Origin of the sequence: Pseudomonas sp. F9001, assembly GCF_013385435.1 — a bacterium.
Classification (GTDB): domain Bacteria; phylum Pseudomonadota; class Gammaproteobacteria; order Pseudomonadales; family Pseudomonadaceae; genus Aquipseudomonas.
The window spans coordinates 238,634-260,538 of sequence record NZ_JACAPX010000005.1 but is presented as its reverse complement, the minus strand read 5'-3'; the positions used below and the strand labels follow the sequence as shown (position 1 = coordinate 260,538).

Annotated in this window: 14 protein-coding genes; 7 read left to right on the top strand and 7 right to left on the bottom strand. The window is 61.3% G+C overall.

Features of this window, described 5'->3' with window-relative positions:
- Positions 1-6: 6 nt before the first annotated feature.
- Positions 7-222, bottom strand: coding sequence for a ribosome modulation factor (gene rmf, locus HX818_RS04135; protein WP_002553055.1), 216 nt, complete (start codon positions 220-222; stop codon positions 7-9).
- A gap of 531 nt (positions 223-753) precedes the next feature.
- Between rmf and rlmKL the strand changes: the two genes are divergently transcribed.
- Together rlmKL and HX818_RS04125 are read left to right on the top strand one after the other, a co-directional pair.
- The gene (rlmKL, locus tag HX818_RS04130; protein ID WP_177019538.1) at positions 754-3,018 is read left to right on the top strand and encodes a bifunctional 23S rRNA (guanine(2069)-N(7))-methyltransferase RlmK/23S rRNA (guanine(2445)-N(2))-methyltransferase RlmL; all 2,265 of its coding nucleotides are present in this window, start codon (positions 754-756) and stop codon (positions 3,016-3,018) included.
- A 141-nt stretch (positions 3,019-3,159) separates the two neighbouring features.
- A complete protein-coding gene (locus HX818_RS04125; RefSeq protein ID WP_008437551.1) occupies positions 3,160-5,559 on the top strand; it encodes a diguanylate cyclase in 2,400 nt (799 codons plus the stop codon).
- A gap of 136 nt (positions 5,560-5,695) precedes the next feature.
- Here the strand turns inward: HX818_RS04125 and dacB are convergent, their stop codons facing one another.
- A complete protein-coding gene (dacB, locus tag HX818_RS04120) occupies positions 5,696-7,156 on the bottom strand; it encodes a D-alanyl-D-alanine carboxypeptidase/D-alanyl-D-alanine-endopeptidase (RefSeq protein ID WP_003219103.1) in 1,461 nt (486 codons plus the stop codon).
- A gap of 236 nt (positions 7,157-7,392) precedes the next feature.
- On the opposite strand from dacB, the gene HX818_RS04115 reads away from it, so the two are divergent.
- Positions 7,393-7,737, top strand: coding sequence for a YggL family protein (locus HX818_RS04115; RefSeq protein WP_003219101.1), 345 nt, complete (start codon positions 7,393-7,395; stop codon positions 7,735-7,737).
- A gap of 54 nt (positions 7,738-7,791) precedes the next feature.
- Here the strand turns inward: HX818_RS04115 and HX818_RS04110 are convergent, their stop codons facing one another.
- Complete coding sequence (locus tag HX818_RS04110; protein WP_008437554.1) at positions 7,792-8,982, bottom strand: benzoate/H(+) symporter BenE family transporter; 1,191 nt, start codon at positions 8,980-8,982, stop codon at positions 7,792-7,794.
- 329 nt (positions 8,983-9,311) lie between these two features.
- On the opposite strand from HX818_RS04110, the gene HX818_RS04105 reads away from it, so the two are divergent.
- Positions 9,312-10,076, top strand: a complete 765-nt coding sequence (locus tag HX818_RS04105) for a GntR family transcriptional regulator (RefSeq protein ID WP_003219095.1) — start codon at positions 9,312-9,314, stop codon at positions 10,074-10,076.
- 123 nt (positions 10,077-10,199) lie between these two features.
- On the opposite strand, the gene guaD is transcribed toward HX818_RS04105, so the two are convergent.
- The 4 genes from guaD to xdhA form a co-directional block, all read right to left on the bottom strand.
- Positions 10,200-11,504, bottom strand: a complete 1,305-nt coding sequence (guaD, locus tag HX818_RS04100; protein ID WP_003219093.1) for a guanine deaminase — start codon at positions 11,502-11,504, stop codon at positions 10,200-10,202.
- Positions 11,505-11,511: 7 nt separating this feature from the next.
- Positions 11,512-12,354 carry a xanthine dehydrogenase accessory protein XdhC gene (gene xdhC / locus HX818_RS04095; protein ID WP_102368368.1) on the bottom strand — a complete coding sequence of 281 codons (843 nt, stop codon included), beginning with the start codon at positions 12,352-12,354 and terminating at the stop codon, positions 11,512-11,514.
- A gap of 122 nt (positions 12,355-12,476) precedes the next feature.
- The gene (gene xdhB / locus HX818_RS04090) at positions 12,477-14,876 is read right to left on the bottom strand and encodes a xanthine dehydrogenase molybdopterin binding subunit (RefSeq protein ID WP_003219089.1); all 2,400 of its coding nucleotides are present in this window, start codon (positions 14,874-14,876) and stop codon (positions 12,477-12,479) included.
- A complete protein-coding gene (gene xdhA / locus HX818_RS04085; RefSeq protein ID WP_008437558.1) occupies positions 14,869-16,317 on the bottom strand; it encodes a xanthine dehydrogenase small subunit in 1,449 nt (482 codons plus the stop codon). The genes xdhB and xdhA overlap by 8 nt, the downstream gene beginning before the upstream one ends.
- Before the next feature lie 280 nt (positions 16,318-16,597).
- Here xdhA and HX818_RS04080 point away from each other — a divergent pair, with 280 nt between their 5' ends.
- The 3 genes from HX818_RS04080 (at position 16,598) to zipA (ending at position 21,859) form a co-directional block, all read left to right on the top strand.
- Complete coding sequence (locus HX818_RS04080) at positions 16,598-17,257, top strand: GntR family transcriptional regulator (protein WP_003219085.1); 660 nt, start codon at positions 16,598-16,600, stop codon at positions 17,255-17,257.
- A gap of 2 nt (positions 17,258-17,259) precedes the next feature.
- Positions 17,260-20,748 (top strand): chromosome segregation protein SMC, encoded by a 3,489-nt coding sequence (gene smc / locus HX818_RS04075; protein WP_003219082.1) that lies wholly within the window; start codon positions 17,260-17,262, stop codon positions 20,746-20,748.
- A gap of 259 nt (positions 20,749-21,007) precedes the next feature.
- Complete coding sequence (zipA, locus tag HX818_RS04070) at positions 21,008-21,859, top strand: cell division protein ZipA (protein WP_003219080.1); 852 nt, start codon at positions 21,008-21,010, stop codon at positions 21,857-21,859.
- Positions 21,860-21,905 lie beyond the last annotated feature (46 nt).

Here is a 21,905-nt window from a genome sequence, read left to right as displayed (position 1 = left end):
CCTTGATTAGCCGACGGCGTGAAGTTCGTTGAGTCTGTGGATTCCCGCAGTGCCAGTCATACCGTCCCAGTTGTCGCCGCGTCCTTCTCGCCAGCCGTTGATCCAGGCTTGGCGTACCGACGGTAGAGTAAATGGGCAAAGCTCACGGGATTTGCCATGAACGCCATATTGATATCCGCGTAAAAATGCTCTTTCCAACGGATCACGCTTAAGTCTTCTCATAGGGTGTTTCCCTCACTTGTTGACTGTCTTGATATCCTTCGGCCTCGTCCGAGGCCGGGCAGAGTTTTTCTGCCGTTGGTGCGCTCGCTGCCGGCGTGGCGAGCTATGTGTCGGCGTCGTTACGGCGCCAACCTGTGTTGAGTTCTAACCAATAGGTCACATGGATTCAATGATCGTTTTGTCATAAGCACGTAACGATAACGATGCTATAGCCATAAGCTGGGATGGCTTTTCGCCCCTTTTATTGGGCAAACCCAGCTATGATGTGCCCTTCAAAGAGGATGGGTTTAATCCTTTAGTGAGAATGTCCGCCTGTTGCAGTCGGTTATTATTCGACGAAGGGTCGGAATGTTTCTTCTTGTTGCTTCAAATACTTGAACTGCCCCGTCGATAAAGGCCCGAAAGGCCGGTAGCCGGGGTGGAACGGCACATTCGTGCCACACGAGCGCTCTTCAAGAAAAGCGCTTGATTGAAAACCGAACGCGCGATGCGTCGCCCGTTCACTTATTGCTGAAAAGCCTGGAATGCCCCATGTCGGACCGTTTTGAACTCTTCCTCACCTGCCCCAAGGGCCTCGAAGGCCTGCTGATCGAGGAAGCCGTCGGGCTTGGCCTTGAGGAAGCCCGCGAGCACACCTCGGCCGTGCGCGGCATGGCCGACATGGAGACCGCCTACCGCCTGTGCCTCTGGTCGCGCCTGGCCAACCGCGTGTTGCTGGTGCTCAAGCGCTTCCCGATGAAGGACGCCGAAGACCTGTACCACGGGGTGCTGGACATCGAGTGGGAAGACCACATGCTCGCCGACGGCACCCTGGCCGTTGAATTCAGCGGCCATGGCTCGGGCATCGACAACACCCACTTCGGCGCGCTGAAGGTCAAGGATGCGATTGTCGACAAGCTGCGCACCCCGACCGGCGAACGTCCATCCATCGACAAGATCAACCCGGACCTGCGCATCCACCTGCGCCTTGACCGTGGCGAAGCGATCCTTTCCCTTGATTTGTCCGGCCACAGTCTGCACCAGCGCGGTTACCGCCTGCAGCAGGGCGCGGCACCGTTGAAAGAGAACCTGGCGGCGGCGATCCTGATTCGCTCCGGCTGGCCGCGCATCGCTGCCGAAGGCGGCGCGCTGACGGACCCAATGTGCGGCGTCGGTACCTTCCTGGTGGAAGGCGCGATGATCGCCGCCGACATGGCGCCCAACCTGAACCGTGAGCTGTGGGGTTTCACCGCCTGGCTTGGCCACGTTCCGGCGCTGTGGAAAAAACTTCACACAGAGGCCAGCGAACGTGCCGCCATCGGCATGGCCAAGCCACCGCTGTGGATTCGTGGTTACGAGGCGGATCCTCGCCTGATCCAACCCGCCCGTAACAACATCGAACGCGCAGGCCTTAGCCACTGGATCAAGATCTACCAGGGCGAAGTCGGTACCTTCGAGCCGCGTCCGGACCAGAACCAGAAAGGCCTGGTGATCTGCAACCCGCCGTATGGCGAGCGTCTGGGTGATGAAGCCAGCCTGTTGTACCTCTATCAGAACCTCGGCGAGCGTCTGCGCCAGGCGTGCCTGGGCTGGGAAGCGGCGGTGTTCACCGGTGCTCCGGACCTGGGCAAGCGCATGGGCATCCGCAGCCACAAACAGTATTCGTTCTGGAACGGCGCCTTGCCGTGCAAATTGCTGCTGATCAATGTCACCCCGGACCAGTTCGTCACCGGCGAGCGTCGCACCCCGGAACAACGCCAGGCCGAGCGCGAGCAAGCGGCCTACGACCAGGCGCCGACCGAGCCGCAAGAGCGCCAGTACAACAAGAACGGGAACCCGATCAAACCCGCCCCGGCCCCAGTGGTCGAGCAGGCGCGCTTGAGCGAAGGCGGGCAGATGTTTGCCAACCGCCTGCAAAAGAACCTGAAACTGCTGGGCAAGTGGGCCAAGCGCGAAGGCGTCGATTGCTACCGTGTGTACGATGCCGACATGCCGGAATACTCCATGGCCATCGACCTGTACCACGACTGGGTCCACGTCCAGGAATACGTGGCGCCGAAGTCGATTGACCCGGAAAAAGCTTCGGCACGCATGTTCGATGCCCTGGCGGCCATTCCCCAGGCGCTGGGCATCGACAAGAACCGTGTAGTGGTCAAGCGTCGCGAACGCCAGAGCGGCACCAAGCAGTACGAGCGCCAGAGCGCCCAGGGCAAGTTCACCGAGGTCAGCGAAGGCGGCGTCAAGTTGCTGGTCAACCTGACCGATTACCTGGACACCGGCCTGTTCCTCGACCACCGTCCAATGCGCATGCGCATCCAGAAAGAGGCGGCCGGCAAACGCTTCCTCAACCTGTATTGCTACACCGCCACCGCCAGTGTGCACGCCGCCAAGGGTGGCGCGCGCAGCACCACCAGCGTCGACCTGTCGAAGACCTACCTGGACTGGGCGCGCCGCAACTTCTCCCTCAACGGTTTCTCCGACAAGAACCGCCTGGAGCAGGGCGACGTGATGGCCTGGCTGGAAGCCAGCCGCGATGAGTTCGACATGATCTTCATCGACCCGCCGACCTTCTCCAACTCCAAGCGCATGGAAGGCATCTTCGACGTGCAACGCGACCACGTGCAGTTGCTGGACCTGGCCATGGCGCGCCTGGCACCGGGCGGCGTGTTGTACTTCTCGAACAACTTCCGCAAGTTCCAGCTGGAAGACAACCTCGTCGAGCGGTATGCCGTCGAAGAGATCAGCGACAAGACCATCGACCCGGATTTTGCGCGTAACGCCAAGATCCATCGGGCGTGGAAAATCACTGCGCGCTGATCACTGCGTTCTGAAGCCGCAGGCCCGGATCATGCCGGCCTTGCGGCTTTTTTTTGCGCTGGTCAAACGCAAGTCCTGTGGCTATAACTTAGGACCTGGCCAAAGTGACGCACCCGCACGCTGGCGTTCCGAGTCTTGTCTATGCCGCTGCATGCCGTCCGCCCGAAAATCCTAGGCTTTATCAGTGAGCAGGTGTCGGCGTGGCTGGTGGCGGTGGTGGTGTTGCTGGCCGGTATCGCGCTGACGATTGTCGTCGCCTGGGCCGCGTCAGAGCTTTACCAGCAGCAGATGCGCCAGCGCTTTCAACTGCTGGTCAACGAGCGCTACAGCCGTCTCCAGGAGCGTTTCGAGGACCAGGAACAACGCCTGGGCAGCCTGCGGCGGTTCTTCGTCAATTCAAATACAGTCTCGCGCAAAGAGTTCGAAGGGTTCGCGCAGCCCTTGCTGTTGCGTACCCGCGCCTATGCCTGGGCTCCCCGGGTTTTGCGTGACCAGCGCGGTGCGTTCGAGCAGGCAATCACGGCGGAGCGCGGTGCGAATTTCTCCATTCGTGAATTGAATGCGGCGGGCGAACTGACCCCGGCGACTGATCGCGATGAGTATGTGCCGGTGCTGTACAGCCAGACCCAGAGCATTCTCGGCTCGCCGCTGGGTTTTGACCTGTTGGCCCAGCCACTGCGGCGCTCGACGGTGGAGCGTGCGCAACAGTCAGGGAAGATGGCGGTGTCCCAGCCCATGCAACTGGTGGGTGTGGAGCCGGCCTATGCCATGGGTGTATTGCTGGTGGCACCGGTCAGCCGGGCACCGACGACACAAGTGCCCAACAGTGAACCTTACGGCTACGTCATGGCGGTGATCAGCATGCGCCAGCTGGTGGCCGATGGCTTGCCCAAGGCCGCACGGGACAACCTGGTGATGCAGATTGTCGACACCTCCGATGCAGAGCAACGGGTGTTGTACGAATCCAGCAACCCCGTGGCAGACAGTGACCTGGTGGCAGCACGCCGGCTGACGCTCGGCGACCACGTCTACGCCTTGAGCCTGCGCCCCAGCCAGGTGTTCCAGCAGGGCAATCACTCGTCGCTGGTCAGTATCCTGGTCATGGGCAGCCTGCTGAGTGTGCTGCTCAGTGCGTTGCTCTACGTGGTGGTCAGCCAGCGCCAGCGCGCATTGAAGCTGGTGGAGCAGCGCACCGCCCAATTGCGTCAGCGGGAACAGGAGCTGCGAGGCACCCACGGCCAACTGCGCAGCGTGCTCAATGCGGCCACCCAGGTGGCGATCATCGCGACGGACTTGCGCGGTGTGATCACCACCTTCAACGCCGGCGCCGAGCAGATGCTGGGCTTTGAAGCACAAGAGGTACTGGGCCACCTGACCCTCGAAAGCCTGCACCTGGCCCCCGAGCTGGAAGCCCGTGCCGCGCAATTGAGCGCAATCCTCGGCAAGCGCATCGCGCCAGCCCAGGCGATGCTGGTGGACAGCGCCGATGCAGTGCATGAGGCCCGCGAGTGGACGCTGGTACGCAAGGACGGCAGCCAACTGACGGTGAACATGCTCGCCACTGTTCTGCTGGACGAGCATGGCCTGTGGGTCGGGCACCTGGCGATCTGCCTGGATGTCACCGAGCAGAAGCGCGCCTATGAGGCACTGGCCGCGCGGGACCGCCTGCTGAAGAAACTCAGCGCCCATGTGCCCGGCGGTATTTTCCAGTTCGTCCTGGAACCGAACAATGTCTCGCGGTTCATTTATGCCAGCGATGGCATCCGCGACATCTACGAAATCGAGCCTGGGGTGTTGCAGCAGGATGCGCGAAAGGTCTTCGAGCGGATTCATCCGCTGGATGTCGAGCGGGTACGGGAGTCCATTCGCCTGTCCACCCTGCAACTGAGCCATTGGCGTGAAGAATACCGGGTGCAGTTGCCCCATCGGGGGCTGCGCTGGGTTCGCGGTGAGGCGACGCCGGAAGAGCTGGCCGGTGGCGGTACGTTATGGCATGGCTATGTGTCGGATATTTCCGATCTCAAGCGGGTCGAGGAAGAGCTGCGGGCGCTGTCGATTACCGATTCCCTGACCGGCATTCATAACCGACGCTACTTCCAGGACCGGCTGAAGGCCGAGATGATCCGGGTCAAGCGTGCCTCGGGGGCGTTGTCGGTGATCATGTTCGACATCGATCACTTCAAGCGCATCAACGACCAGCATGGTCACGCGGTGGGTGATGAAGTGCTCAAGGAGTTATGCCGGCGCATCAGCCAGCGGTTACGACGCACGGATGTGTTTTGCCGGCTGGGCGGCGAGGAGTTTGTGGTGCTGTGCGCCAATACCGACGGCAGCCAGGCGTTCAGTGTTGCCCTGGAGTTGTGGCAGGCGTTGCGCGGTGAGCCGATGGAAGGTGTCGGCACGGTGACGGCGAGCTTCGGGGTCGCCAGTTGGCGGGTCGAGGAGGGCGTCGACAGCTTGTTGCTGCGGGCGGATTCGGGTGTCTATGCCGCCAAGCAGGCGGGCAGGGACAGAGTTGAGGCAGAGCGGGTGCTTGCCTGAAGTGCACGGCCATTCAAGCTATTAGAGATCAATGTGGGAGCTGGCTTGCCTGCGATAGCATCACCTCGGTATTCCTGATAGACCGAGGCGTCTGCATCGCAGGCAAGCCAGCTCCCACATTTGATATTTGCTGCTGTTAGAGGACCGGGGCCGCCGCCGCCAGTTTCGGCTGGCGATACAGGTCCAGCAGCACCTGGTCCAGTACCGAGGACGCGCCCCACGGTTTCGGATCGTTGAGAATCGCCACCACAGCCCAGGTATTGCCATTGTTGTCGCGGCTGAACCCGGCAATCGCCCGCACGGTGTTCAGGGTGCCGGTCTTGACGTGGGCTTCGCCGCGCATGGCCGTGGTCTTCAGGCGTTTACGCATGGTGCCGTCGGTGCCGGCAATCGGCAGCGAACTGATGTACTCCGCCGCGTACGGGCTTCTCCACGCCGCTTGCAGCATGGTCGCCATCTCGCGGGCGCTGACCCGTTCAGCACGGGACAGGCCGGAGCCGTTCTCCATCACCAGGTGCGGCGCGGTGATGCCTTTTTTCGCCAGCCACTGGCGCACCACGCGCTGGGCGGCCTTGGCGTCGTCGCCGTCGGCATCGGTGCGGTACTGCGCACCCAGGCTCAGGAACAACTGCTGGGCCATGGTGTTGTTACTGTATTTGTTGATGTCGCGGATGATCTCCGCCAGGTCCGGCGAGAACGCACGAGCCAGCACTTTGGCGTTCTTCGGTACCGGCGCCTGGATGTCGCGGCCCTGGATGCTGCCGCCCAGTTCCTTCCAGATCGCCCGAACGGCGCCGGCGGTGTAGGTGGCGTGGTCCAGCAACGACAGATACGTCTGCGAGCTGCAGCCGTCCGCCAACTGGCCGCTGACGGTCACGGTGACGCTGCCGTCGGCGGCGGTCATCGGGCTGTAGCGCACATCGCCGGTGCATTGCTTGGCGTTGGAGACCTTGACCTGGTTGTCGATGCGGATGCTCGCAATCGGCGGCTCGACCGAGACCAGCACCTTGCCCGAATCATTGCGGGTGACGAAGCGCAGCGCCTTGAGGTTGACCATCAAGGCATCGGGCTTGACCAGGAACGGCTTGTTCTCGTCGTTGCCGTCGTCATTGAACTCCGGCAGTTGCGGCGGGATGAAGAAGCCACGGTCCAGCACCAGGTCGCCGGTCACTTGCTGCACGCCATTGGCCCGCAGGTCGCGCATCAGCAGCCAGAGTTTTTCCATGTTCAGCTTGGGGTCGCCGCCGCCCTTGAGGTACAGGTTGCCGTTCAGGATCCCGCCGCTCAGGGTGCCGTCGGTGTAGAACTCGGTTTTCCACTGATGGTTGGGACCGAGCATTTCCAGGGCCGCGTAGGTGGTGACCAGCTTCATGGTCGAGGCCGGGTTGACCGACACGTCGGCGTTGAACACGGTAGGTGTGCCCGGGCCATTGAGGGGAATCATCACCAGGGACAGGGCATTGTTTTGCAGCTTGGCTTTCTGGAGGGCTTCCTGGACCTTGGGCGGCAGGGAAGTGTTGATCGGGGCGGCGGTAACGGAAAAGGCCAGGGGCAGAAGAAAACTGGCGAGTAACAGTGGACGCAAAGATTTGATCATAAGAATTAAAACCCTACTGCTGAGGGGGTAAAAAGGTGAGGGGTATGTACGAAAAATCCCTCAATGGTCATGAAAGTGTCGGCATTATGCCCCAAGGCTGTCGCACTTGTGGCTGAACGATAGCTGCAATTGGCGGTTTTTTTTACTGGCACTCTGCCGCCTGTCCCAGAGAATCGGGCAAAGGCCTGCTTAAACTGCTAAAGTGCCGCCCGTTATTACTTAAGAGGATTGTTCCAATGGCGACTAACCGTTCCCGGCGTCTGCGCAAAAAACTGTGCGTTGATGAATTTCAAGAGCTGGGTTTCGAACTGAACCTGGACTTCAAAGAAGGTTTGGACGATGAAGCGGTTGACGCTTTCCTCGAAGCATTCCTGACTGAAGCGATGGACGGCAACGGCCTGGACTACGTCGGCGGTGATGACTTCGGTCTGGTTTGCAAAGCCACCCGTGGTTCGGTCAACGAAGAACAGCGTGCCGCTGTTGAAGCGTGGCTGAAGGCTCGTCCAGAGCTGACCCGCGTTGAAGTCAGCGCCCTGCTGGACGCTTGGCACCCAGAAAAGCCGATTAACCCGGCAGTCTGATGTCATGAAAAAGCGACCCGCCCGGGTCGCTTTTTCGTTACTGGGTCTAAAGAATCAGGCCTTGCGCCAGTTCAGAATCACCAGCGTCAACACCCCCGCGACAATTCCCCAGAACGCCGAACCGATGGAAAACAACGTCAACCCCGACGCTGTGACCATGAAGGTGATCAACGCAGCTTCCCGTTCCCTGGGTTCATTCATGGCGATGCTCAGGCCATTGATGATCGAGCCAAACAACGCCAGTGCCGCAATCGACAGCACCAGTTCCTTGGGCAGGGCGGCGAACAACGCGGCCAATGTCGCGCCAAACACCCCGGCGATCCCGTAGAAAATCCCGCACCAGACCGCGGCGGTGTAGCGCTTGTTGCGATCCTCATGGGCATGAGGGCCGGTGCAGATCGCCGCGCTGATGGCTGCCAGGTTGATGCCATGGGAGCCAAACGGCGCCAGCACCAGCGAGGCCAGGCCGGTGGTAGTAATCAATGGCGACGCCGGTACGTTATAGCCGTCGGCCCGCAGCACCGCGACACCCGGCATGTTCTGGGAGGTCATGGCCACCACGAACAACGGGATGCCGATGCTGATGGTCGCGGCCAGGGAGAAGTGCGGCGTGGTCCACACCGGCGTTGCCACTTCCAGGTGAAAGCCACTGAAATCCAGCAGCCCCATCAGCCCGGACAGTGCCGTGCCGATCAGCAGTGCCGCGAGCACGGCATAACGCGGCGACAGGCGCTTGATGACCAGGTAAGTGAAGAACATCCCCAGTACCAGCCCGGTACGGTGCTGCGCGGCGACGAAAATCTCGCTGCCGATCTTGAACAGAATCCCCGCCAGCAAGGCGGCCGCCAGGGACGCCGGGATGCGCTTGACGAGTTTTTCGAAGCTGCCGGTGAGCCCGCAGATCGTCACCAGCACCGCGCAGGTGATGTAGGCGCCGATGGCCTCGCCGTAGCTGACGCCGCCCAGGCTGGTGATCAACAGCGCCGCGCCCGGTGTGGACCAGGCAATGGTGATCGGCGTGCGGTAGCGCAAGGACAGGCCAATGCTGCACACCGCCATGCCGATGGAGATCGCCCAGATCCACGAGGAAATCTGCGCGGTGGTCAGGCCGGCGGCCTGGCCAGCTTGAAACATCAGCACCAGGGAGCTGGTGTAGCCGGTCATCATGGCGATGAAACCGGCGACGATGGCCGAAGGCGAAGTGTCGGCCAGTGGGCGTAATCGCGCTTGGGGGACGTCGGACATGGGGCGGTGTTCCTTTTACCGGGCTGTCTGTAGGAGCGAGCTTGCTCGCGAAGGTCGTTAACGATGACGCTGGCATCCTGACTGAATGCGGTGCTTATACGTTTTTCGCGAGCAAGCTCGCTCCTACAAAGGAGAAAGTGCGGAATCAAGCCTAAACTCAAACGTAACGATTCATTGCAATACAGCCGGCGCCGCAAACAGCCGTACAGTGTGTTGGCGCACTGGGTTGTGTACAATGTGCGCTGATTTTACGCGATACTTGCCAGCGACCCTCTGTGCCGTATTACAGTCAACGTCAATTCGCCGCCGTTCTCCCGACCCGAGTGCCCATGAACGAACAGTTGCAGCCCCTCAAGAAACAACCGCGAGCCGGTAAGGCCGGTCGCAGTGGAACCCAGGACGATATCGTCTACGCGCATATCTTCGAGGCGATCCTCGAACAACGCCTGGCGCCCGGTACCAAATTGAGTGAAGAAGCGCTGGGCGAAATCTTCGGCGTCAGCCGCACCATCATTCGCCGCGCGCTGTCGCGCCTGGCCCATGAAGGCGTGGTACTGCTGCGGCCCAATCGTGGTGCGGTAGTGGCCAGCCCGAGCGTCGAGGAGGCCCGCCAGGTATTCCTCGCCCGGCGCCTGGTGGAGCGTGCGATCACTGAATTGGCGGTGCAGCATGCCACGGCCGAGCAACTGGCCGAGCTGCGGCAGATGGTCAACGACGAGCGCGACAGCTTCTCCCGGGGCGATCGCGGCGCGGGCATCCGGCTTTCCGGCGAGTTCCACCTGAAGCTGGCCGAGGCGGCGAAGAATGCGCCGCTGATCAGTTTCCAGCGCAGTCTGGTGTCCCAGACCTCGTTGATCATCGCCCAGTACGAAAGCGGCAACCGCTCGCACTGTTCCTACGATGAGCACACGCAGTTGATCGACGCGATCGAAGCGCGGGATGCGGATTTGGCGGTGAACCTGATGATGCATCACATGGATCACATCGACAGCAAGCTCAACCTCGATGAGGAAAGCGCGTCGGATGACCTGCATGCGGTGTTCTCGCATCTGTTGCAGACCAAGAAGCCGGGGCGCTCGTCTGTAAAGTTGTAACCCCGATCAAAAATGTGGGAGCTGGCTTGCCTGCGATAGCATCACCTCGGTATCACTGATACACCGAGGTGTCTGCATCGCAGGCAAGCCAGCTCCCACATTTGGTTTGTGGTGTTAGCTGAATCAGCGTTGGTGCACCAATTGCCCCGCCGCATACGTCTGCAACACCGCCCGGTCATCCCCCAGTGTCATCAACACAAACAACGTCTCGGCGATGTTATTGGCCTGCTTCAGGCGATAGCTGAGCAGCGGGGTGGCGTTGTAATCCAGTACCAGGAAGTCCGCATCAGTGCCGGGTTGCAGCGTGCCGATCTTGTCTTCCAGACGCAGCGCCCGCGCACCACCCAGGGTCGCCAGGTACAACGACTTGAACGGACTCAAGCGCGCCCCTTGCAGTTGCATCACCTTGTACGCTTCGTTCAGGGTTTGCAGCAGCGAGAAGCTGGTGCCACCGCCGACGTCCGTACCCAGGCCGACATTCAGCTTGTGCTTCTCGGCCATCGGCAGGTTGAACAAACCGCTGCCCAGGAAGAAGTTCGATGTCGGGCAGAACGCGACTGCCGAACCGGCTTCTGCCAACCGTGCGCATTCGTCGTCGCACAGGTGCACACCGTGGGCGAACACCGAGCGTTCACCCAGCAGTTTGTAATGGTCGTACACGTCCAGGTAGCCCTTGCGCTCCGGGAACAGTTCTTTCACCCATTCCACTTCCTGCAGGTTTTCACTGATGTGAGTCTGCATGTAGAGGTCCGGGTATTCCCCCAGCAGCTGCCCGGCGAGGGTCAGTTGTTCAGGTGTACTGGTCGGTGCGAAACGTGGCGTCACCGCGTAGTGCAAACGGCCCTTGCCGTGCCAGCGCTCGATCAGCGCCTTGCTCTCCGCGTAGCCGGATTCGGCGGTGTCGGTCAAATAGTCCGGCGCGTTGCGGTCCATCATTACCTTGCCGGCGATCATCCGCAGGTCGAGCTTCTCGGCCGCTTCAAAAAACGAGTTCACTGACTGCGGGTGCACGCTGCCAAATACCAGCGCGGTGGTGGTGCCGTTGCGCAGCAGTTCCTTGATGAAAATATCCGCGACTTCTTCGGCGTGGGCCTTGTCGGCGAACTGGCTTTCACACGGGAAGGTGTAGGTGTTGAGCCAGTCCAGCAACTGCTCGCCATAGGCACCGACCATGCCGGTCTGCGGCAGGTGGATGTGGGTGTCGATCAGGCCGGGGGTGATCAGCGCGTCCTGGTAATGGGTGACTTCGATGTCGGCGGGCAGGCTGGCGAGCAAGTCGCTGGCATGGCCCAGGGCGCTGATCTGGCCGTTGTCGATCACCAGCAGGCCGTCCTCGAAATATTCATAGGAGGCTTCGATCCCCACTTCGGCAGGGTCGGCGATGCTGTGCAAAATGGCGGCACGGTAGGCTTTGCGTGTCAAAGGCATGGTCGTCTCAGTTAGTCGCTTGGCTGCGGCGGGATACCGGCAGCAGTTTGGCAATGGGTTCGGCGCTCGCAGTGTGCTGGCCGAAGTTGGCGTTATAGGTGGCGATGATTTCGCCGGCGATGGAGATGGCGATTTCCACAGGCAGTTTGCCTTTAACCTCAGTCAGCCCCATCGGGCAATGCATGCGTTGCAGTTGCGCGGTGTCGAAACCGCGATCCCGCAGGCGGTGTTCAAACTTGACGCGTTTGGTCTTCGAGCCGATCAGGCCGAAGTAGGTGAAGTCATTGCGCTTGAGCAGGGCGGCGGTGAGTTCCAGGTCCAGCGCGTGGTTGTGGGTCATGACGATGCAGTAACTGCCCACAGGCAAGTGGTCGATTTCATCCACCGGCTCTTCGCTGACGATTTTACGTACGCCTTGGGGGATGTGTTCCGGGAATTCCTGTTCCCGCGAATCAATCCAGCGTACCCGGCATGGCAGGCTGGCCAGCAACGGCACCAGCGCGCGGCCCACGTGGCCGGCGCCGAACACCGCGATCTGCGCCTGCACCTGGCCCATGGGTTCGAACAACAGCACCGTCACGCCGCCGCAGCACTGGCCCAGGCTGGCGCCGAGGCTGAAGCGCTCCAGGTGGGTGTTTTGCTGGCCGCGAACAAGCATGTCCCGGGCGATCTGCATCGCCTTGTATTCCAGGTGCCCGCCACCGATGGTGTCGAAGGTGTGGGCGGCGCTGATCACCATCTTCGAGCCGGCGTTGCGCGGCGTGGAGCCGAGCTCTTCGATGATGGTCACCAGCACGCAGGGTTCACCCTGGTTCTGCAGGTCGGCGAGGGCGCTGATCCAGTTGTTCATGTTTACCTCAGCATCTCTGTTGTCAGTTCGACCGCTATCGCAGGCAAGCCAGCTCCCACATTTGAATGTGTTCACAAATCAAAATGTGGGAGCGGGCTTGCTCGCGATGGCAGCGCCTCGGTCTAGAGCGAAGCCAGCTCGGTTTCCGTTTCTACAGCTTTTGCAGCGGTCAGTTGGCGCATCTGCTCACAGCCCCACAACACCCGCTCCGGCGTCGCCGGTGCATCGATCTTCGGCTGATGGCGATAGTCACCCAGGCTCGCCACGGCGTCCTTGATCGCACACCACGAGGCAATACCAAGCATGAACGGCGGCTCACCCACGGCCTTGGAATGGAACACCGTGTCTTCCGGGTTCTTGCGGTTTTCCACCAGCTTTACCCGCAGGTCCAGCGGCATGTCGGCCACCGCCGGGATCTTGTAGCTGGCCGGACCGTTGGTCATCAGCTTGCCCTTGTTATTCCACACCAGCTCTTCCATGGTCAGCCAACCCATGCCCTGGATGAAGCCGCCTTCGACCTGGCCGATGTCGATGGCCGGGTTCAGCGAGGCGCCCACGTCATGCAGGATGTCGGTGCGCAGCATCTTGTACTCGCCGGTCAGCGTGTCGACGATCACCTCGCAACAGGCCGCGCCGAACGCGAAGTAGTAGAACGGCCGCCCACGTGCCTGGCTGCGGTCGTAGAAGATTTTCGGGGTCTTGTAGAAGCCCGTGCTGGAGAGCGACACCTGGGCGAAATACGCCTGCTGGATCAGCGCTTCAAAGGTCAGGATGTGATCGCGGACCCGCACATGCCCGTTGTGGAATTCAACGTCGGCCTCGCTGACTTCATATTTGCGCGCGGCAAACTCCACCAGGCGCTGCTTGATGGTTTCGGCGGCATTCTGTGCGGCCTTGCCGTTCAGGTCGGCGCCGCTGGAAGCCGCCGTCGGCGAGGTGTTGGGCACCTTGTCGGTGTTGGTGGCGGTGATCTGCACGCGGTCGATTTCCACCTGGAAAATCTCGGCCACTACCTGCGCGACCTTGATGTTCAACCCCTGGCCCATCTCGGTGCCGCCGTGGTTCAGGTGGATGCTGCCGTCGGTGTAGATGTGGATCAGCGCACCGGCCTGGTTGAGGAAACTGGCGGTGAAGGAAATGCCGAATTTTACCGGCGTCAGGGCCAGGCCTTTTTTCAGGATCGGGCTGTTGGCGTTATAGCGACGGATCGCTTCGCGGCGCTCGAAATACTGGCTGCTTTGTTCGAGTTCGGCGGTCATCTCTTCGAGCATGTTGTGCTCGACGGTCTGGTAGTAGTGGGTGACGTTGCGCTCGGTCTTGCCGTAGTAGTTGGCCTTGCGCACGGCCAGCGGGTCGAGGGCCAGGTGCCGGGCAATCGCGTCCATCACTTCCTCGATGGCGACCATGCCTTGGGGGCCGCCGAAGCCACGGTAAGCGGTGTTGGACGCGGTGTTGGTCTTGCAGCGGTGGCCGTTGACGGTGGCGTCGCCCAGGTAATACGAGTTGTCGGAGTGGAACATTGCGCGGTCGACAATCGAGTTCGACAGGTCCGGTGAGCAACCGCAGTTGCCCGCCAGGTCCAGGTTGATGCCGTGCAGCCGGCCACTGTCGTCGAAGCCTACGTCGTACTCGATATAGAACGGGTGGCGCTTGCCGGTCATCAGCATGTCTTCGACACGCGGCAGGCGCATTTTGGTCGGCTGGCCGGTGAGGCGTGCGACCACCGCACACAGGCATGCCGGACTGGCGGCCTGGGTTTCCTTGCCGCCAAAACCACCGCCCATGCGGCGCATGTCGACCACGATTTTGTTCATCGATACGTCGAGTACTTCGGCCACCAGCTTCTGTACTTCGGTGGGGTTTTGCGTGGAGCAGTAGACGATCATGCCGCCGTCTTCGGTGGGCATCACCGAGGAGATCTGGGTTTCCAGGTAGAAGTGTTCCTGGCCGCCGATGTGCAGGGTGCCCTGGATACGGTTCTTCGCGGTCGCCAGTGCGCCCGCCGAATCACCGCGCTGGTGGGTGTGGCTGTCGAGCACGAAATGTTTTTTGCGAAACGCCTCGACCACGTCCAGCACCGGCTCCAGGTCTTCGTATTCGATCACAGCGGCCATCGCCGCCTTGCGTGCGGTTTCCAGGTCGCGGGCGGCGACGGCCAGCACCACCTGGCCGACGAACTGCACGGTGTCGATGGCCAGCAACGGGTCGCCGGGCATCAACGGGCCGATGTCTTTCAGACCCGGCACGTCTTCGTGGGTGATGACGATGCGCACGCCTTCAAATGCATAGCAGGGCGCGGTGTCGATGCTAAGGATCTTCGCGTGGGCGCGGTCCGACATGCGTGCGTAGAGGTGCAACTGGTTGGGAAATTCCAGGCGGTCATCGATGTACTGCGCTTCGCCCGAGACATGCTTGGCGGCGCTGTCGTGCTTGACGCTGCGACCGACGCCGCTGGTCAGGTCCTTGGCAAACAGTTCGGCGAGTTCGGCCTGGGATTTTTCCACGGCGTGATGGTTAGACATAAGCGGTCACCCGAGTCTCGATGTGCGGCGTTTGCAGTTCGATGAAGTATTTGCGCAGCAGGTTCTGTGCGCTGAGCAGGCGGTATTCCTTGCTGGCGCGGAAGTCCGACAGCGGGGTGAAATCCTCGGCCAGGGCCGCGCAGGCTTTTTCCACTGTGGCGGAGTTCCAGGTGGCGCCGTTCAGTACGGCTTCGCAGTTCTTCGCGCGTTTTGGGGTGGCGGCCATGCCGCCGAACGCCACGCGGGCATCGTCGATCACACCGTTAGTCATCTTCAGGTTGAAGGCCGCGCAGACGGCAGAGATGTCATCGTCCAGGCGCTTGGAAACCTTGTAGGCACGGAACAGCGGCACGCCTTTGGGTACGATGATTTTCTCGATGAATTCGCTGTCCTGGCGGGCAGTGACGCGGTAGTCGATGAAATAGTCTTCCAGCGCCAGGGTACGGCGGGTGTTGCCCTTGCACAGCACGATCTGCGCACCGAGGGCGATCAGCAGTGGTGGCGAATCACCGATGGGCGACGCGTTGCCGATATTGCCGCCCAGGGTGCCCTGGTTGCGGATCTGCAACGAGGCGAAACGGTGGAGCAATTCGCCGAAGTCCGGGTATTCGTGGTTGAGCGCGCTGTAGCAATCGGACAGGGGAGTGGCGGCGCCGATTTCCAGGCGGTCGTCGAAGCTTTCGATGCGCTTCATCTCTTCGATATTGCCGACGTAGATCATCACCGGCAGCGTGCGGTGGAACTGGGTGACTTCCAGCGCCAGGTCGGTGCCGCCGGCCAACAGCCGGGCTTGTGGGTAAGCGTCGTAAAGGTCCGCCAGGTCGGCGACGGTCAGCGGCACCAGGCAGCGTTTGTCGCCGCTGTTCAACTCGCCGGTTTGCGTCGGGGCGATGGCTTTCAGGCGCGCGATGGTGTCGGCCTGGCGACTGTCGAACTGGTCCTGGGGCTTGTTGCAGCAGGCCTGTTCGGCGGCCGCAAGAATCGGGCGATAGCCGGTGCAGCGGCAGAGGTTGCCGGCCAGGGCTTCATGGGCCTTTTGGCTGTCGGGTGCATCACTGTTCTTTTGCAGGGCGAACAGCGACATCACAAAGCCCGGGGTGCAGAAGCCGCATTGCGAACCGTGGCACTCCACCATGGCCTGTTGCACGCTGTGGAGTTGGCCCTGGTGCTTGAGGTCTTCGACGCTGATCAGTTGTTTGCCGTGCAGGGACGAGACAAACGTCAGGCACGAATTGAGGCTGCGATAGCGAATCTGCTCGGCGCCCTGATCGTCGGTATGCAACTCGCCGACTACCACGGTGCAGGCGCCACAGTCGCCGCTGGCGCAGCCTTCCTTGGTGCCGGATTTGCCCAGGTGCTCACGCAAATAGTTGAGCACAGTCAGGTTCGGGTCCAGGGCGTGCTCGCTACGGAGCTCCTGGTTTAGTAAAAACTGGATCACGGAAGGCCTCGCAGACTCATTATTGTTGTTAACCGCTTTGCGCCGAATCTAGTCATGTCTGACTTTTCGGTCAACGATTTTCTGACCGAAAGGTCAAGAAAATGCGATATCAACATCCTTAATTATGGTCCAGTTCTCTGGAACCGCCGTTTTTGGGGGCTTCTGGACTTTAATGGCTGCTTATTTCATGCCAAATTCCGCTCTGTGGGCCGTACGCCATCAACCGGCAAGTGCGCTACACTGCCGCGCTTGTACCGATAGAAGATTTTGAAGGGAAAACATGACGTTCAAGGCGCCGGATAGTCTTGCCGAGCAAATCGCTCACCACCTCGCCGAACGTATCATTCGCGGCGATCTCAAGCCTGGGGAGCGGATCCAGGAGCAGAAGGTCACACTGGCGCTGAATGTCAGTCGTGGTTCCGTGCGCGAAGCCTTGCTGATCCTCGAGCGCCGGCACCTGATTGCGATCCTGCCGCGCCGTGGCGCCCACGTCACCGAGCTGACGGCCCACAAGGTGCAAAGCCTGTGCACGCTGATGGGCGAGCTGTACATCCTGCTGGGCAATGCGGTCGCCGCCGGCTGGCAGACCCAGGCCGACATGGCGCCGTTCGTGCAAATCCAGCAGCGCCTGATCGCCAGCTTCGAACGCCAGGACATCCGCGCCTTCGTCGAAGAGAGCTTCAACGTGATGCGTGCCGCCTATCCGTTCGCCAACAACCCGTACCTGCAGGAAACCGTCGAGAACCTGCAGCCGGCGATGAACCGCGCCTATTACCTGGCGCTGGATCAGCGCAAGGCGTCCATGAGCGAGTACCTGGTGCTGTTCGAGCAATTGCTCGCCGCCGTGCTGGCCCGTGACCTGCCGCAGATTCGCCTGGTGCTCTCGGCCTACGGCGAGCGCAGTTGCTCGCTGGTCATTGCTGCGTTGGCGGAAGCCTAAGCGTGCGGCTCAAGTGCATCAAACTGGCGGGGTTCAAATCCTTCGTCGACCCGACCACGGTGAACTTCCCCAGTAACATGGCGGCAGTGGTCGGGCCCAATGGCTGCGGCAAGTCGAACATCATCGACGCCGTACGCTGGGTGATGGGCGAGAGCTCCGCAAAAAACCTGCGTGGCGAGTCGATGACCGACGTCATCTTCAACGGCTCCACCAGCCGCAAGCCGGTGAGCCAGGCCAGCATCGAGCTGGTGTTCGACAATTCCGACGGCACCCTGGTGGGCGAGTACGCGGCCTATGCGGAAATCTCCATTCGCCGCAAAGTGACCCGCGACAGCCAGAACAGCTACTTCCTCAACGGCACCAAGTGTCGCCGCCGGGACATCACCGACATCTTCCTCGGTACCGGCCTGGGCCCGCGCAGCTATTCGATCATCGAACAGGGGATGATCTCCAAGCTGATCGAAGCCAAGCCCGAAGACCTGCGTAACTTTATCGAGGAAGCGGCCGGCATCTCCAAGTACAAGGAGCGCCGCCGCGAGACCGAAAACCGTATTCGCCGTACCCATGAAAACCTTGCCCGCCTGACTGACCTGCGTGAAGAGCTGGAGCGCCAGCTGGAGCGCCTGCACCGCCAGGCCCAGGCCGCCGAGAAGTATCAGGAATACAAGGGCGAGGAGCGTCAGCTCAAGGCGCAACTGTCGGCCCTGCGCTGGCAGGCGTTGAATGACCAGGTGGGCCAGCGCGAAGCGATCATCGGCACCCAGGAAATCAGCTTCGAAGCCCTGGTGGCCGAGCAGCGCAATGCCGACGCCAGCATCGAGCGCCTGCGGGACGGTCACCATGACCTGTCCGAGCGCTTCAATCTGGTGCAGGGGCGCTTCTATTCGGTGGGCGGCGATATCGCCCGGGTCGAGCAGAGCATCCAGCACGGCCAGCAGCGTTTGCGCCAGTTGCAGGACGACTTGAAAGAAGCCGAGCGTGCGCGCCTGGAAACCGAATCGCACCTGGGCCACGACCGCACCTTGCTGCTGACCCTTGGGGAGGAGCTGGACATGCTCACTCCCGAGCAGGAAGTCACCAGCGCCGCTGCCGAGGAAGCCGCTGCGGCCCTGGAAGAATCCGAAACCACCATGCACGCCTGGCAGGAGCAGTGGGACACGTTCAACCTGCAATCTGCCGAGCCGCGCCGCCAGGCTGAGGTGCAGCAGTCACGCATCCAGCAACTGGAAACCAGCATGGAGCGCCTGGCCGAGCGTCAGCGGCGCCTGGTGGAAGAGCGCGTGCTGCTCGCTGCCGACCCGGAAGATGCAGCGATCCTCGAACTGAGCGAGAAACTCGCCGAAAGCGAAATGACGCTGGAAGAGCTGGAAGCCAGCGAAGAACAACAAGTGGAGCGCCTCGAGCAATTGCGTCAGCAACTGCAGCAGGCGACCCAGGCACAGCAGCAGGCCCAGGGCGATTTGCAGCGGCTCAACGGCCGGTTGGCTTCCCTGGAAGCCTTGCAGCAAGCGGCGCTCGACCCGGGCACCGGCACGGCTGAATGGCTGCGTGACCAACACCTGGCCGAGCGCCCGCGCCTGGCCGAAGGCCTGAAGGTTGAAGCCGGTTGGGAGCTGGCGGTGGAAACCGTGCTCGGCGCCGACCTGCAAGCGGTGCTGGTGGATGATTTTGGCGGGTTTGACCTGGCGGGTTTTGCCCAGGGCGATCTGCGTTTGCTCAGCCCGGCGGCGGACGGCACTCGCGTGCCGGGCAGCCTGCTGGATAAAGTGGAGGCGGCGATTGACCTGTCGCCCTGGCTCGGCCAGGTCAAGCCGGTCGACAGCCTTGAGCAGGCCCTGGCCCAGCGCGGCCAGTTGGCCGCCGGGCAAAGCCTGATCAGCCGTGATGGCTTTTGGGTCGGCCGGCACTTTTTGCGGGTACGGCGCGCCAGCGAAGCGGAAAGCGGCGTATTGGCCCGTGGCCAGGAAATCGTCAACCTGACCGCCGAGCGCGAAGAGCGCGAAGCCACACTCGAGTCCCTGGAAAACCAGCTGCAAACCCTGCGCGCCACCCAGCGCCAGCAAGAGACCGGCCGCGAACACCTGCGCCGGCTGTTGCAGGACGAAGCGCGCCAGCAGGGCGAATTGAAAGCCCAGCTCTCGGCGAGCAAGGCCAAGGTCGAGCAACTGACCCTGCGCCGCACCCGGCTCGACGAAGAAGTGGCCGAGATGGGCGAGCAACGCGCCCTCGAACACGAACAAGTCGGCGAAGCACGCCTGCAATTGCAGGAAGCCCTCGACAGCATGGCCCTGGACACCGAGCAGCGCGAGTTGCTGCTGGCCCAGCGCGACAGCTTGCGCGAGCGCCTCGACCGGGTGCGCCAGGAAGCTCGCCAGCACAAGGATCATGCCCATCAATTGGCCGTGCGCCTCGGCTCCCTGCGGGCGCAGCACGACTCCACGCGCCAGGCCCTTGAGCGCCTGGAAATGCAGTCCGAACGCCTGACCGAAAAACGCGAGCAACTGAGCCTCAACCTGGAGGAGGGGGAGGCCCCGCTGGAAGAGCTGCGCCTGAAGCTTGAAGAGTTGCTCGACAAGCGCATGACCGTCGACGAAGAGCTCAAGACCGCCCAGATCGCCCTGGAAGACGCCGACCGCGAACTGCGCGACGCGGAAAAACGCCGGACCCAGGCCGAGCAACAGTCGCAACTGATCCGGGGCCAGCTCGAACAGCAGCGCATGGAATGGCAGGCCCTGACGGTGCGCCGCAAAACCCTGCAAGACCAGTTGCTGGAAGACGGCTACGACCTGCACGGCGTGCTCAATACCCTGACCGCCGAGGCCAACGAGAAAGAAGCCGAAGAAGAACTTGAGCGGATTGCCGCGCGCATTCAACGACTCGGCGCGATCAACCTCGCGGCCATCGACGAGTACCAGCAGCAGTCCGAGCGCAAACGTTATCTGGATGCGCAGAACGCCGATCTTGTCGAAGCGCTGGACACCCTGGAGAACGTGATCCGCAAGATCGACAAGGAAACCCGTAATCGCTTCAAAGATACCTTTGATCAGATTAATGGCGGTTTACAGGCGTTATTCCCGAAAGTTTTCGGTGGTGGCAGCGCTTACTTGGAACTGACGGGCGAAGATCTACTCGATACAGGGGTAACGATCATGGCGCGGCCTCCGGGCAAGAAGAACAGCACCATCCATTTGTTGTCTGGTGGCGAGAAGGCACTGACCGCATTGGCCCTGGTATTTGCGATCTTCAAGTTGAACCCGGCGCCGTTTTGCATGCTCGACGAAGTTGACGCCCCGCTGGATGACGCTAACGTTGGACGGTACGCCCGACTGGTTAAAGAGATGTCCCAGACGGTGCAGTTCATCTATATCACCCACAACAAGATCGCCATGGAAATGGCCGATCAATTGATGGGCGTGACGATGCACGAGCCGGGCTGTTCGCGATTGGTGGCGGTGGATGTCGAAGAGGCGATGGCGCTGGTGGAATCCTGAGCCGCAGGTCGAAGGAGGATTTTCAGCAGGACGTAAGGTGATTTACCGGTCTGGGAAAAGTGGCAAATGGACATATTTGTTCAAGGCATTTTGACAGACGGTGTAAAGTTATCTTTGGTCGTGCTAGTTTAATGTCAAATTTTCGTATGCGTGGGCAAAACGTCATTCAGAACATAGAGTTGGCGCCACGTTTTAAAGCGGTTTGCACGGTGCTAAACCCCTTATTTTTCAGCATTTTTTATTAGAGGCACGGGATTACATGGAAATCGGTCTGCGCGAGTGGCTGATCGTCATCGGCATTATTGTCATTGCCGGTATTCTTTTTGATGGCTGGCGCCGGATGCGTGGCGGCAAGGGCAAGTTGAAATTTCGCCTGGACCGCAACCTGTCCAATTTGCCGGACGACGACGGCAGCGCCGAGCTGCTGGGGCCACCGCGTGTCCTGGACAACCATAAAGAACCGCACCTGGACGAGCACGACCTGCCGTCGATGAGCGCACCGGTGCGTGAAGCCCGTGAACCCAAGCGCGGCAAGCGCAGCGCGGCCAGCGAGCCATCCCAGGGCGACCTGAACCTGGACCTGGAAGAAGGCCCGAGCTTCAGCAGCCGTGATGACGACTTCCCGGATGAGTCCCCGGCCAAGAGCGCCCATAAAGAATCCGTCAAGGACCAACCGGCTGCCGAAGAGGTGCTGGTGATCAGCGTGATCTGCCGTGACGCCGCCGGCTTCAAGGGCCCGGCCCTGCTGCAGAATATTCTGGAAAGCGGTCTGCGCTTTGGCGAGATGGATATTTTCCATCGCCACGAAAGCATGGCCGGCAACGGCGAAGTCCTGTTCTCCATGGCCAATGCGGTCAAGCCGGGCATCTTCGATCTGGACGACATCGACCATTTCAGCACTCCGGCGGTGAGTTTCTTCCTCGGCTTGCCAGGCCCGCGTCACCCGAAACAAGCGTTCGACGTGATGGTGGCGGCAGCTCGCAAGCTGTCCCAGGAACTCAACGGCGAACTCAAGGACGATCAACGCAGCGTCCTGACCGCCCAGACCATCGAGCATTACCGTCAGCGCATCGTCGAATTCGAGCGTCGTGCCCTGACACAGAAGCGCTGAGGTCCAAGCTTAAGCGTTGCCTGTAGAATCCATGCACTAACATATT